Here is a 13,021-nt window from a genome sequence, read left to right on the forward strand (position 1 = left end):
CCCTCACCCCGACCCTCTCCCAGAGGGAGAGGGAGGAGTGGGGAGGAGTAGGGAGGGGCGGCTTGGGTTTCTTTCAGCCCAGTCGTGACTCGGTGGGGGAGGGGGGTTGCTCCGTATCCTCCACCGGCACTCCCGCCATCCTCAGCACCCTCAGCGCATTCGTGGTGTCCACCACCCCGGGTCTCAACTGGTAGTCGAACACCATCTTTCCGTTCTCCAGGTGATCGCGGAAGTGCATGTTCACCACCTTCCCGCCGTACTCCTCCGCCAGGTTCGCCAGCGACAGATCGTGCGTCGTCACCCCTCCGCAGGCCCCCGTCGCCAGTAGCAGCTTCAGCACCTCGCGCGAGGCGATCTGTCTCTCCCTCGTGTTCGTTCCGAGCAGGATCTCGTCCAGCAGGAACATCGCCTGCCCCTTCGCCGCCACCGCCGCGTCCAGCACCGCCTTGATGCGCTGCACCTCCGCGTAGAAGTACGACACCCCACGCTCCAGCGAGTCCTTCACCCGCATGCTCGTCAGCACCTGCAGCGGTGATAGCGAGAAGGCCTTCGCGCATACCGGCGCTCCCGCCAGCGCCAGCACCGCGTTCAGTCCCAGTGCTCGCAGCAGCGTCGTCTTCCCCGACATGTTCGAGCCCGTCAGCAGCAGCGCGCTCCCTGGCCCCGGCAGCTCCACGTCGTTCAACACCGGGCTGTCCAGCAGCGGGTGTCCCACTCCCACGGCCTTCACCCTCGGCCCGTCTCCCTCCACCGTCGGCCAGAGGAAGCCCGGACGGTCGAACGCCAGCCCCGCCAGGCACGAGAGCGCCTCCAGCTCCGCCAGCGCCTCGAACCAGCCCCTCACCCGCGCCCCGTGCTTCTCCCTCCACTTCTCCAGCGCGAACAGCGCGTGCACGTCCCACAGGGTGAACAGGTGCACGATCGGGTGGAACTGGTGCCGCTTGAACTCCACGAACGAGTACAGCCAGCTGAAGCGCTTCAGGTGCGTGGACACCGGCGGCTCTCCCTCGTGCTGCAGGCCCGCCTGCACCCGCCTCAGCTCCGGGTGCTCGAATCGTTCACGCTCCACCCGCTCGAAGACCGGCGCGTAGCGCACGAACCCGTGCTCCCCCGCGCTCATCTTCTCCTCCATCTGACGCAGCGTGCTCCTCGTCGCCCACACCACCCCGAGCTGCGCCAGCAGTCCCAGCCACCACAGGGGCCTCGGCAGCACCTCCATGCGCCCCAGCACGTAGAGCGTCAGCGTCACCAGCGGCAGCACCACCGCCACCGGCCTCGCCCACCGGATGCTCGCCAGCGACGGGCCGCTCTCCGCCCACTGGATGAACAGGCCCGGGTCCGCCTTCTCCTTCGCCACCGTGCGCGCCTCCACGCACACGTCCTGCCGGAACTCCACTCGCGGCATCAGCTCCCTCGCCGCTCCCTGCCTCGCACGCACCTCCTCCGCCTGCGCCGGCCAGGACAGCCACGCCGCCAGCCGCTCCTCTCCCGCTCGTGTCGCCGTTTCGTTCATCAGCTGGAAGACGCTGCCCTGCCCGAACACGTCCAGATCCGCCGCGTACAGGTGCGAGCCCGTCAGGAAGCGCTCCCCTCGCTCCGCGAAGTCGTGCCAGCCCCTCGTCAGCCGCGCCAGCCCCCGCTCGTTGAGCTTCACGTACAGCCTCTGCCGCTCCTCTCGCAGGAACACCTGGTGGTGCAGCACCGCCAGCAGCGCGTAGACCGCCAGCGCCGCTCCCACCGCCCACCACCACTGGCTCGGCAGCCGTTTGAACAGAATGAGCCCGGCCACCACCGCTCCCGCGGTGAACACCAGCGCCCTCAGGTTCGCGTAGCGCGCGCTGATGCCATCCAGCCGCTTCAGCTCCGCCTCGGCGGCGGCGCGGCGCTCGGTGTACGTCCGGTTCGGAGTCGAAGTCTCGATGAGCGGTGTGTTCACGGGCGCGCGCATGCTGGGTCGCCCCGGCTGACAGGGCAAGCCCGGAGACGCGCTCGTTGCTCGAAAATGATGAACCCCGGCGCCTTGCCCTCTCGTTGGGCGGCGGCCAGGGTCCTCGCATCCGCGCCCGTCATGTGGGACACGGAGGTACTGCTCGGATTGGGTTCAGCTTGCGAGCACGGTGACGGAGACCCTCACCCCCGACCCCTCTCCCGGTGGGAGAGGGAGGGTGTCCGCGCAGCAACGTCCTCTTCTCACTTCTCCTTCGACGCCAGCTTCCTCAGCGCCTTCTGGTCACGGATGCACAGGATGCGACCCACGTTCCCCAGCACGCCATCCCGCTTCATCTCGTTGATCAGCGTCGACACGAACGAGCGGGAGGCGCCCACCAGATCCGCCAGGTCCTGCTGCGTGATGCCCCGCAGGTCCGTCTCGCCGCCGTGCGGGCAGCGCTCACCGTGCGCCTCCGCCAGCGTCAGAAGGGTGTCCGCCAGCCGCGCCGGAACCTCCTTGAAGGTCAGGCCCAGCACCCGCTTGCGCAGCGCACGCACGCGCTCGGCGTAGGCGCGCACCACGTCCACCGCCAGCGCCGGACGCGCCTCGAGCTGCGCGCGGAAGTCGCGGCCCTCGATGCTCCACACCTCGGCCTCACCCGAGGCGATCGCCATCTCCTCCACCGGCGTCCCCTCCGGACGGAACAGCTCGCCGAACAGGTCGCCCGGGCGCAGGATGCTCACCACCGAGCGCGAGCTGTTCTTGCCCAGCCGCATCAGCCTCACCCGGCCCGTCTTCAGCAGGTACACGCGGTCCGTCGTGTCTCCCGGGCGGTAGATGACCGAGTTGTGCGGGAAGGACTCGACCTTGAAGTACCCCTTGAAGTCGATCGCCTCCTGCCCGGGGATCAGCTTGTTGGCCGTCACCAGCATGCCGGAGCTGGTGGTCTGGATGGGGGCAACGACGTTGGAGCCGATCGGACCGAGAGGGCGATTGAAACCGTGCATGGCGGGCACTCCTGCGGGCGGTTGAAAGTGGGCTTGCTGTGCTGCGGACGGAACAGTCCCTCTCCAAGCTTTGTGCCAACCCGAACGCTTTTCCCAAGACGCGAAAAACCCTGGAATGACGGCTACTTGGCGCTACAGCCCCCCTTCTCCCCCTGAAGAGTGTCCGAAACCTGAAACAGAACGTTCAAACAGTCTGATCAAGTTGAACGTTTCGTTCAATTCGCGCGGGGGTTTGTCGGACGCGGAACAGTGTTCGAAACGCGTCCCTCGCCGCTTACTGCTGCTGATCCTGTCGGACGCCGTACTTCTGGAGCTTGCGCTCCAGCGTCGGACGACTGATGCCGAGGATCTGGCACGTCTTGCCCTTGTGACCCTTGGTCACGTTCATGGTCAGCTCGATGAGCATCCGCTCCGCTTCCTCCAGGGTGGGGATGCGGCTCGGGTCGTCGATGGTGGTGACCAGGAAGTTGGGCAGGGGCGCTCCCCCATGGCCGTTGGCCGGGTGGGGGTGTCCGTTGGGCGGGAAGCCATGCTCGGGCGGGGCGGATTCCAGGGCGGGGAGGTTCTCCGACAGCAGCACCTCGCCCGGGGCCAGCACCACCGCCCGCGTCAGCACGTTCTCCAGCTCGCGCACGTTGCCCCGCCAGGGCAGGCGCGTGAGGTGGTCCAACACCTCGGGCGGCACCCGCGTGACGCGCTTGTGCACCTTCTCGTTGATGCGCTCCAGCAGGTGCTGCACCAGGAGGGGAATGTCCTCGCGCCGCTCGCGCAGCGGGGGAATCCCCAGCGTTATCACCTTGAGGCGCTGGTAGAGGTCCTCACGGAAGCGCCCCGAGGCCACCTCCTCGACCAGGTTGCGGTGGGTGGCGGCGATGACGCGGGCGCGCAGCTTGATGCGCTTCACCCCGCCCACCCGCTCGAACTCGCGCTCCTGCAGCACGCGCAGCAGCTTGGCCTGGAGCATCAGCGACATGTCGCCGATCTCGTCCAGGAAGATGGTGCCGTCCTCGGCCAGCTCGAACTTGCCCGGCTTGACGGCGTTGGCCCCCGTGAAGGCGCCCTTCTCGTGGCCGAACAGCTCGCTCTCCAGCAGCGTGTCCACGATGGCCGAACAGTTGATGCCGATGAAGGGCTTGGGCTCGTCGTAGGAGTAGTTGTGGATGACGCGGGCGATGAGCTCCTTGCCCGTGCCGCTCTCGCCCTGGATGAGCACGGTGGCCCGGCTGCCCGCCACCTTGCCGATCTCCTTCACCAGCTGCTGGATGAGCGGACTGGTCCCGACGATGTCTCCCAGGCGCGCCGCCGCGCTCTCCACGCTCACCGAGGCCGCGCGGCGCGACAGCTGCCGGTACTCGAGCGCGCGCGACACCACGATGTCCAGGGCCGCCAGATCCGGGAAGGGCTTGTGGATGTAGTCGAAAGCCCCGGCCTTCATGGCCCGGATGGTGGTCTCCATGTCATGGAAGGCCGTCACGAGGATGATGCGCGCGTCCCCGCACAGGCTCTTCATCTCCTCGATGATGTCCAGACCCGTGCGGTCCGGCAGCTTCATGTCGAGGATGACGACGCCCGGCAGGGATTCCTGCGCCAGCCGCAGGCCCTCGGCCGCGCTGGTCGCCGTCACCACATGGTAGCGCGGTGCGCCCTCGTGCTCGATGTCCTCGAAGTGCATCTTCAAGGACTCGAGCAGCGAGAGGTCGTCGTCGACGATGAGAAGCGTCTCCATGGTCCTCAAGCCGCAAAGGTGAGCGTCAACACCGTGCCCGTGTCAGGTGCGGCCTCGGCGGACACGTCGCCTCCCTGGTGCACCAGGACGCGGCGCAGGGCCGCCAGCGACAGCCCCGCCCCCCGCGCCAGCCCGCACTCGAAGGGCTCGAAGAGCGTGTCCAGCTCCTCGGGCATCTCGCCGGCCGGGTCCTTCAACACCAGCTGCACCCGCCCCTGGGCTCCCTGGCGCAGGGTCACCTCCACGTTTCCTCCATCGCCCATCCCCATGGCCACGTTGAGCAGCACCTGGGCCAGCACCGGCCGCAGCCGCCCCGCGTCCACCCGCACCCGCGGCAGCTCCGGGGCCTCGTCCACCCGCACCTCCACGCGCCGCTCGGCCAGCTCCGGCGCCACCATGGCCATGGCCTCCTGCACCAGCGTGCGCGGCACGTGCTGATCCATCGCGGGCGTGCTGTCCCGGCCGTACTCGGACAGCATCCACAGCATCCGCTCCATGGTGCGGATCTCCCGGTTGGCGATCGTCAGCCGGCGCTGGTCCCTCTCCGACAGGCCCGTGTTGCGCGCCAGCGTCTGCACCGCCATCTTCACCGAGCTGAGCGGGTTGCGGATCTCATGGCTCAGCTGCGAGGCCAGTCCGGACAGCTGCACCGGCGGCGCCCCCTTGAGCAGCGAGCGCATGTCCATCGCCACGGCGGTGGCCTCGGTCTCGTCCACCCCGAGCGTCAGCCGCAGGGGCACCGGGTCCCCCGCGCCCAGCTGCGCGTAGAGGAACTCCACCGCGCCGGTGCCACGCCGGGCCAGGGCATCCAGCTCCCGGACCTTCTCGGCGCTGGTACCGAGCACCACGTGGAGCGGCCGATCCTTCAATTCCGGAGCCGGACGATGCAGCACGGTCTCGCAGTCACCCTCGACGCGGGTCACACGCAGGTTTTGAGACCATGAGAGTTGAGCGGCCTGCAGCAGGTGGAGGTTCATGGGCAGGTGCGAAACATAACGAGTCGACCGCCCCCATGTCCCCCTACATGAGCTGGGATTCCCCTTGAGAATCCGACAGTTGGCGCTCTCCCCACCCTGGGAACGGCCCGAACGGCCGCCCGGCTGTCCGCCAGCTGACACTCGGGGGTCCCCCGGAACCCGGCCAGGAGCCAGCCCCGCGAAATCCCAGGGAAGTGCGATCATCCTCCCGATGACGGATAGAGGTCAGCCGAGTAGGCGGGTACTTTACTCATCGTCGCAGGTGGCCACCCCGGTCCACCCCCCTACCCAGGAGATTGAACATGACCGCCAACAAGAACCTGAAGAAGCTCGCCAAGCGCCGTGGTCAGGGAATGACCGAGTACATCATCATCGTGGCCCTGATCGCCATCGCGGCGATCGGCGTCATCACCCTGTTCGGCAACAACATCCGCAAGCTCTTCGGCGCCTCCGCCGAGGCCCTGGCCGGCAACGAGGACGTGAAGAACACCGGCACCACGGCCAACGCCCAGCTGCAGCGCAAGTCGCTGAAGAACTTCGGCGCCAACAAGGACGAGTAAGTCCTTCGCGGTACCGCTGGATGCATCCCGAGGGGCGGTCCTCCTTATATAGGAGGCCGCCCTTCGTGCTTGCGGGGCCGCAGCGCCAGGGCCAGCGCGCCGAGCGCCAGCACCGAGACGAGCGCCCCCACCCGGAAGCTCAGGGGCCGGTAGTCGAAGCGGACGGTGTGCGCCCCCGGAGGCACCCGCACCGCGCGCATCACCCCGTTGGCCCGTCTCACCGGCGCCGGCGCCCCGTCCAGCGTGGCCTCCCAACCCGGGTAGTGCGAGTCGCTCAGCACCAGGTAGCCAGCGCCACAGGCCTGTAGCACCACCTCCACCCGGGACAGGCCCGCTGCCGTCACCCGCGCCGTCGAGCCCCCGCAGCCGGGGCCCTCCAGGGGCTCACCCTCGGAGAGCAGGGCGGTGCGGCGCAGGGGTTGGGCCGGGTCCAGGAAGGCCGTCCGTGCCTCCTCGTCACCGGCCACGCGCGCGGCGTGCACCACGAAGGCGCGCGGCAGGGCGGTGTCGGAGCGGTAGAGGGTCGGCAGTCCCGGCGAGGCGAGCACGGGCACCAGGTCCGCGAAGGGCGGCGGCCCCCTCCGCACGTAGTAGCCCACCCCGGCCAGGTCGAAGGCCGCGCGCGCCCCCGACTCGTACAGGGGCTCGATGCGCAGGGGCTCCGGCGCTCCATAGCCCTCGAAGACGCGCAGCCGCTCCTCCACGAAACGGTTGGGCACCAGGGCGTCCCGGCTCAGCGCGATGTACGAGCCCCCCTCGCCGGGCGGCGGCGCCGCGGTGGCGCTCACGGTGGTGGGGAGCTCGGAGAGCTCGTCCCCGGAGAGGTCCACGCTGACGCGGCCCGCGTAGCCGGCGGGGATGGCGGCGGCGAGCCGGGAGGGCCGTCCGAGGGACTCGGGCGGCGCGCTGTCGGTGACTCCCTGGAGCAGGTGGAACGCGCCGAGCTCCACCAGGGCCATCACGGCGAGCGCGCGGCGGACGCGGTGGGCTCGCCCGGGGCCGGCGGCGGGGAGGATGAAGGCCAGCGCGCCCGCGCCGAGCGCCAGCACCACCCAGGGCAGTCCGGCCTCCACGCCAGCGCGGAAGAGGGGGAGCCGGGTGAGGGGAGGGCCCAGCAGCAGCGCGGCGAAGAGGGCGGCCACCACCGCGGCCACGCGCCAGAGGGAGCGCTCTCCCCGGCGGGCCCGGCGGGCGAGCACGTCCAGTCCGAGGGCGGCGAGCACCGCCAGGCAGAAGGCCGCGCCGACGAAGTACTTCACCGGGTAGCGGAAGAGGTGGAAGGGCGGGAGCCGCAGCAGGAGCGCCGCCGGGGGGAAGTGCGCGCCGAGGGCGAGCGCGGTGAGTCCCAGGGCCCCCAGCCCGAAGGGCAGTGCCCGCCGCGAGCGCCCGAGTCCGGCGAGCGCCAGGGCACAGGTGAGGGTGCCCAGGAAGAGGACGAGGATGAAGAACTGATCGTCCCCCTCCCAGTAGCGCGAGCGCGGGTGCTCGGCGAAGGGCCACGCCACGGAGAGGAGCTGCGGCCAGGACAGGGACCACTCGAGCGGATTCATCCCCCCCGTACTCCGGGTGGAGTTGCGGGCGAACTCGAGCGCGGGCAGGGCCACCACCGCCCCGAGCACGAAGCCCCAGGCGAGCCCCGCGCCCGTGGCCACTCCGGCGCGCACCTCGCGCCGCGCGGCGAGGGCCACGGCCAGGGCGAGCAGGGCCTGCCACAGCCACGTCTCCGGCGAGCCCGCGAGGAAGGAGAGGCCCGCGACGAGCGCCACCTGGGCGGCGCGGCGGGCGGAGGGCTGGAGCGCGGCCCGGCGCGAGGCCAGCAGGAGGAAGCCCGTCCACGCGGCGGCACTGGCCACGTTCTGCTGGGCGGCCAGATCGGAGAAGGGTGCCGAGAGCGCGAAGGCGGCGGAGCCCAGGACGGCCGAGGGGCGGGAGGCGCGCAGGTGCCGCAGCAGGAGGAAGGTGCCCGCCGCGGCGATCGCCACGTGCAGCAGGTGCTGGAGGGTGAGTCCCGCCACCGGCCCCGCGAGCAGCACGGTGAGCAGCCGCGGCGGATAGAAGACTTGCGAGTACAGCGTGGCGGCAAAAGGCTGCCCCAGCCGGAGATAGGGATTCCACAGGGGCAGCTCCCCGGCCCGCAGCGCCTCGAGGAGGAAGGCCGAGTCCGGGATGAAGATGCGGAAGGCATCCCGCCCCGCCAGCACCTTGCCTCCGAGCACGGAGCGGTACACGAGGGCCATGCCCGCGAGGAGCCCCGACCAGAGAAGGATCCGCCGACGCACGGGCTCTTTCATCGTCACGGCACTTTAACAGACGCCGTGTGGAGTCCGGTTCTCGACCCTCTCTCCCGCGTGGGGTTGGTCTCGACGTGCGCCTGGGGATCTGCTTGCCTTGGACCTCTTCTCCCGGCGGGTTTTCTCATGAAGAGCACGTTGACGAAGGTCGTCATCCTGGCGGTGATGCTGTTGGGTCTGCCGCTGGTGGGGACTTCGCTCGTGGGTCATCCCCACGCGCGCTACTTCGAATTCCCCCCCAGGACCCATTACGTGCAGCACGCCGGGTTCTCCTGGACCGCGTTCTTCCTGATCGCCGCCTTCACGCTGTGCTGGGTCGTTCCCCTGCTGCTGCGAGCCTCGCGGACCTGGGGACGTGGGGAGGCGCGCGAGCCCTCGCTCCAACCCTTCCCCTGGTGGGGCTGGGCCGGCCTGGCGTTCGGCGGGGCGAACTGGCTCGTGGCCTGGACACGCATGCCCTGGTTCGAGCCCATCCAGGTGCACACGTTCTCGCCCCTGTGGCTCGCCTACATCCTCGTCATCAACGCGCTCACGTACCGGCGCACCGGCCGTTGCATGCTGATGGACCGGCCCCGCTTCTTCCTGATGCTCTTCCCGGTGAGCGCCACCTTCTGGTGGTTCTTCGAGTACCTCAACCGGTTCGTGCAGAACTGGTACTACGTGGGCACGGACCTCACCGCCCCCGAGTACTTCTGGGCCGCGACGCTGCCGTTCGCCACCGTGCTGCCCGCCGTGCTCGGGACCCAGGAGTGGTTGAGGAGCTTCCCCCGCCTGGAGGGCTCCTTCGCGAGCTTCCATCCCATCCGCTTCTCCCATCCGCGCCTGGCCGCGGTCGTCGTCCTGTCCATCTCGGGGCTCGGGCTGGCGGGCATCGGCGTGTGGCCGGACTTCCTCTTCCCCCTGCTCTGGGTGTCTCCCGTCCTCATCCTGGTGTCGCTGCAGGCCCTGCGCGGAGAGCGTCACGTCCTGTCGGACGTCGCCACGGGCGACTGGAGGCTCGTCGTCTCCGCCGCGCTCGCCTCGGTCCTGTGCGGCTTCTTCTGGGAGATGTGGAACGTCCACAGCCTCAACAAGTGGATCTACTCGGTGCCCTACGTGCACCGCTTCCTCGTCTTCGAGATGCCGCTGCTGGGCTTCGCGGGCTACCTGCCCTTCGGGCTCGAGTGCGCCGCCCTCGGTGACACCGTGGCCGGCGTGGTCGTGGAGGACGAGCTCCAGCCCGAGTCCGTGAGCGTCTCCCTCGGGTGAGCCCGGGGCTCAGGCGGACTTCGTCTCGGCGGCGGTGCGCGTGCCCTGCTCGGCCACGGGCATGTAGACGTGGAAGGCGGTGCCCTTGCCCAGCTCGCTCGACACCTCGATGCGTCCGCCCATCGCCGTGACGATGCCGTGACAGATGGACAGGCCCAGGCCGGTGCCCACGCCCACCGGCTTGGTGGTGAAGAAGGGCTTGAAGAGCCGCTGGAGGTTCTCCGGGGAGATGCCCGAGCCCGAGTCCTCCACGGTGACCACGACCCAGTCCTTGTCCACGAGCGAGGTGGCCAGGCGCACCCGGTTGCCCTTCGCATCGCCCTCGGGGATGGCCTGCGCGGCGTTGACGAGCAGGTTGAGGAAGAGCTGTCCGAGCCGTGACTCGTTGCCGAGCACGGGCGGCAGCTCCGCGTACTCCTTCACCAGCTGCGCGCGGTGGCGGATCTCACTCCGGGCCAGGCTGGCGCACGAGTCGAGCACCGCGTGGATGTCCACCGGGCCGAAGCGCTCGTCCTCCCGGCGCGAGAAGCTCCTCAGGTCGCGCACGATGTTGCGCATGCGCTCGCCGCCCTCGAGGGCCTCCTCGAGCGCCTGGTGGACCTCGCGCGCCTGCTCGTCCGTGAGGGGCTTGCCCGCCTGAAGCTGCTCGGCCAGCTCGTCCACCGCGTAGCGCAGGTTGCTCAACACGTAGGAGATGGGGTTGTTGAGCTCGTGGGCCACGCCCGCCGCGAGCGTCCCGAGCGACACCATCCGGTCCGTGGACCGCAGCTTCTCCTGCACCTGCTTGCGCTCGGTGACGTCGCGCGCGATGGACACCCGCGCCGGCAGGCCGTCGAACGGAATGGTGAACGTCACCACCTCGCCCAGCACCGGCTGGCCACCCCGGTGCCGGAAGTGGACCTCCCGCGCGGCACCGCTCTCCCCCGTGTCCTCGGTGAGTGCCCCCTGCTCCTCGGGCATGAGCAGGTCGTCCACCTTCTGGCCCCGCAGCTGCTCCTGACCCTCGTGGCCCAGCAGGGCGATGGCCGCCGGGTTGGCGAAGTGCACGCTGCCCTCCCGGTGCACGAAGATGGCGTCCGGGCTGCGCTCGATGAGGGTGCGGGAGCTGGCCTCCGAGCGCCGCAGGGCCTCCTGCTCCCTCGCGAGCCGCTCGGCCATCTTGTCGAAGGCGCGGCCCAGCGTCCCCAGCTCGTCCATCCCGCGCACCCCGGCGCGCACGTGCAGCTCCCCTCGGGCGATCCGGCGCGCGGTGGACTCCAGGCGCTGCACGCGCTGTCCCAGGACGAAATGGAAGACGACCCCCATCAACCCGGCGATCAGCCCCAGCAGCAGGCCCGCGCGGAGCGCGGAGCGCTCGGCCCGTTCGAGCTGGGCGGCCTTGAGCTGTGACAGATCCTGCTGGAGGTAGAGGTAGCCCACCCAATGATGGCGGGCCTCCGCCCCGAGGGCGATCGGGAAGACGCCCTCCACCGTCAGGCCATCCTCGCTCACCCGCACGTGCCCGTGCAGGCGCTGCCGGGCGGCGTCCAGGCTGGCGACGGCCTGCGGGCGCATGAGCTCCGGCCAGGCCCGCTCCACGGGCAGGCCGATCAGCTCGTACCGGGTGGCGGCCAGCACCCGCCGCTGGTCATCGAGCAGCAGGCCCACCCGCAGCTCGGAATTGGTGCCCAGATCGGAGATCTGCTCGCGCGCCGCTTCGAGCTGATGGGTGCGCAGCAGGTACTCCAGCGTCCCCTGCAGGTACGTCATCCGCAGGTTGATGTCGTCGCGTGCGTGCTCCTCCACCTGCTGCTCGCGCAGGGTCACGTCCCGGTGGAGGGTGTACAGGCCGAAGAAGCACGCATACGCGAGCAGCAGCAGCGGGACGAGAACGCGCAACGACAGGAGTCGGTGCCACCCGGCGCGCCGGACTTCCTGCTTCGCCTTCATCGGGAGGTCTCCGGACTCGACGCGTTCATGGGGCGGGGGCAGGATAGCAAGCAGCAACCCCCCTCCGGGAAGATCCGTCTATCCAGATTTTTCGCCGCCCGGTCCCCCGCGAGGGTTACGGGAGGGTGTCCGGCTGAGGCGTCACCGCCCGGCACTCGCCCTCCACCAGCTCGAGCTCCGGCGGAGAGAGGAACTCGCAGGTGGAGAAGACCCCGCACTGCCGGTTGAACCGCTCCTCACGCCTGGCGAGCCGGTCCAGCGCTTTCCGCAGCCTGTCCTCGTCGGTGGAGGTCGCGCAATAGACGACGTAGCTCCGCGGTCCGCCGCAGGCCTTGACTCCCACGGGCGCGGAGCGGCACTGGCCGACGTCCTCGCAGCCTCCCGGCACGGCGAACGCCAGGGCCTCGCTCTCGAGCTCCTGGAGCTCCGCGCGATCACACTGCCGCGAGTAGGCTTGTGCCTTCGGGTCCGAGGTCTCCTGCGCGAGCACCGCTCCCGCCCACAGCAGAACGCTCCCCATGCACGCCTTGACCCAGGTCTTCATCATGGCCCCCCTTCGTGTGCTGATGAACGCTACCTTCCAGGGTGCGCATCCGCTCACTGCGAGACAATGATGGACCTGCCGCCGGACGGGCATCCGAGAGGAGGGCCGCCCCCACCACGACTCAGCGCGGGGGGCGCAGGTGGGCGGCGAGTGCGCCACGGACCGACTTCGCCACCTCCTGCGTGTCGGGCAGCAGCTCGTCGGGCAGCCAGTAGTGGAGCACCCGTCCCTCGGCCTCCACCTGGGTACGGGTGAACTTCATGCCTCCGGCCTCGGCGTGCTCGACGCTCTGGGGAAAGCAGCGCCGGCACAGGCACGGCAGGGGTCCCCGCTCATCATGGGCCGTGAGGTGGATGAGACGCGCCTCCACCGTGCCGCCCACCGCTCCCAGCAGCAGCGTCACGTCCTCGGACGTGAGCGCGCGTGGCGTCTGGAGCGACATGCCCAGGGCCCCCTTCGCGGCCTGGATGCCCTTGCCGGACTCGAAGCGCAGGCGGGGGATGAGGGCGGTGACGTCGGTGATGGGCACGCGGTTGGGCTGGGCGAGCCACCCGCCGTCCTCGAACCTCGGTCCCTCGAGCACCGCGACCAGCCAGAGCGCCTCCGCCGGAGGCCGCACGGTGACCAGGAAGAGCCGCCCTCCCGCGCGCAGCGGTTCCAGGTGCTTGCTGGCGCTGCGGTAGCGGTCGATGGGGAGCACTTCGCCAGGGGAGCGGCCAGACGCTTCCTTCTCGAATACGGCCTTGCTGATGATGGCCAGCATGTCGGGCATGCCCACGATTCTACCAGGGCGCGTAGAGTCCGCGTGC

10 protein-coding genes are annotated in these 13,021 nt (G+C 69.9%); 2 read left to right on the plus strand and 8 right to left on the minus strand.

All coding sequences use genetic code 11. The features are described 5' to 3' along the window. Nucleotides 1–73: 73 nt before the first annotated feature. The 4 genes from JRI60_RS17135 to JRI60_RS17150 form a co-directional block, all read right to left on the minus strand. Nucleotides 74–1,948, minus strand: a complete 1,875-nt coding sequence (locus tag JRI60_RS17135) for a MutS-related protein (protein WP_204226938.1) — start codon at nt 1,946–1,948, stop codon at nt 74–76. Between the two features lie 242 nt (nt 1,949–2,190). Next, complete coding sequence (mrpC, locus tag JRI60_RS17140) at nt 2,191–2,937, minus strand: Crp/Fnr family transcriptional regulator MrpC (protein WP_204226939.1); 747 nt, start codon at nt 2,935–2,937, stop codon at nt 2,191–2,193. Nucleotides 2,938–3,211: 274 nt separating this feature from the next. Beyond that, entirely contained in the window at nt 3,212–4,663 is a 1,452-nt protein-coding gene (locus JRI60_RS17145) for a sigma-54-dependent transcriptional regulator (protein WP_204226940.1), read from the minus strand. A 5-nt stretch (nt 4,664–4,668) separates the two neighbouring features. Next, a complete protein-coding gene (locus tag JRI60_RS17150) occupies nt 4,669–5,640 on the minus strand; it encodes a sensor histidine kinase (RefSeq protein ID WP_204226941.1) in 972 nt (323 codons plus the stop codon). A 302-nt stretch (nt 5,641–5,942) separates the two neighbouring features. On the opposite strand from JRI60_RS17150, the gene JRI60_RS17155 reads away from it, so the two are divergent. Further along, on the plus strand, nt 5,943–6,200 hold the full coding sequence (locus JRI60_RS17155) for a hypothetical protein (protein ID WP_204226942.1): 258 nt from the start codon (nt 5,943–5,945) through the stop codon (nt 6,198–6,200). Nucleotides 6,201–6,244: 44 nt separating this feature from the next. On the opposite strand, the gene JRI60_RS17160 is transcribed toward JRI60_RS17155, so the two are convergent. Next, entirely contained in the window at nt 6,245–8,491 is a 2,247-nt protein-coding gene (locus tag JRI60_RS17160) for a YfhO family protein (RefSeq protein ID WP_204226943.1), read from the minus strand. A gap of 126 nt (nt 8,492–8,617) precedes the next feature. Here JRI60_RS17160 and JRI60_RS17165 point away from each other — a divergent pair, with 126 nt between their 5' ends. Continuing rightward, entirely contained in the window at nt 8,618–9,739 is a 1,122-nt protein-coding gene (locus JRI60_RS17165; RefSeq protein WP_204226944.1) for a hypothetical protein, read from the plus strand. A 9-nt stretch (nt 9,740–9,748) separates the two neighbouring features. Here the strand turns inward: JRI60_RS17165 and JRI60_RS17170 are convergent, their stop codons facing one another. The 3 genes from JRI60_RS17170 to JRI60_RS17180 all read right to left on the minus strand — a co-directional run bounded on the left by JRI60_RS17170 (nt 9,749) and on the right by JRI60_RS17180 (nt 12,984). Continuing rightward, on the minus strand, nt 9,749–11,668 hold the full coding sequence (locus tag JRI60_RS17170; protein ID WP_204226945.1) for a HAMP domain-containing sensor histidine kinase: 1,920 nt from the start codon (nt 11,666–11,668) through the stop codon (nt 9,749–9,751). A 115-nt stretch (nt 11,669–11,783) separates the two neighbouring features. Then, the gene (locus JRI60_RS17175; protein WP_204226946.1) at nt 11,784–12,215 is read right to left on the minus strand and encodes a hypothetical protein; all 432 of its coding nucleotides are present in this window, start codon (nt 12,213–12,215) and stop codon (nt 11,784–11,786) included. Between the two features lie 118 nt (nt 12,216–12,333). After that, the gene (locus JRI60_RS17180) at nt 12,334–12,984 is read right to left on the minus strand and encodes a hypothetical protein (RefSeq protein WP_204226947.1); all 651 of its coding nucleotides are present in this window, start codon (nt 12,982–12,984) and stop codon (nt 12,334–12,336) included. Nucleotides 12,985–13,021: the final 37 nt, after the last annotated feature.

It is taken from the genome of Archangium violaceum, from assembly GCF_016887565.1.
In the GTDB taxonomy this organism is placed as follows: domain Bacteria; phylum Myxococcota; class Myxococcia; order Myxococcales; family Myxococcaceae; genus Archangium; species Archangium violaceum_B.

Excerpts from the sequence above, each read along its gene's own strand:
- JRI60_RS17135 (WP_204226938.1), bottom strand. The coding sequence starts at position 1,948 with ATGCGCGCGCCCGTGAACACACCGCTCATCGAGACTTCGACTCCGAAC.
- JRI60_RS17175 (WP_204226946.1), bottom strand. The coding sequence starts at position 12,215 with ATGATGAAGACCTGGGTCAAGGCGTGCATGGGGAGCGTTCTGCTGTGG.
- JRI60_RS17180 (WP_204226947.1), bottom strand. The coding sequence starts at position 12,984 with ATGCCCGACATGCTGGCCATCATCAGCAAGGCCGTATTCGAGAAGGAA.
- JRI60_RS17155 (WP_204226942.1), top strand. The coding sequence starts at position 5,943 with ATGACCGCCAACAAGAACCTGAAGAAGCTCGCCAAGCGCCGTGGTCAG.
- JRI60_RS17160 (WP_204226943.1), bottom strand. The coding sequence starts at position 8,491 with ATGAAAGAGCCCGTGCGTCGGCGGATCCTTCTCTGGTCGGGGCTCCTC.
- JRI60_RS17165 (WP_204226944.1), top strand. The coding sequence starts at position 8,618 with ATGAAGAGCACGTTGACGAAGGTCGTCATCCTGGCGGTGATGCTGTTG.
- JRI60_RS17170 (WP_204226945.1), bottom strand. The coding sequence starts at position 11,668 with ATGAAGGCGAAGCAGGAAGTCCGGCGCGCCGGGTGGCACCGACTCCTG.
- JRI60_RS17145 (WP_204226940.1), bottom strand. The coding sequence starts at position 4,663 with ATGGAGACGCTTCTCATCGTCGACGACGACCTCTCGCTGCTCGAGTCC.
- mrpC (WP_204226939.1), bottom strand. The coding sequence starts at position 2,937 with ATGCACGGTTTCAATCGCCCTCTCGGTCCGATCGGCTCCAACGTCGTT.
- JRI60_RS17150 (WP_204226941.1), bottom strand. The coding sequence starts at position 5,640 with ATGAACCTCCACCTGCTGCAGGCCGCTCAACTCTCATGGTCTCAAAAC.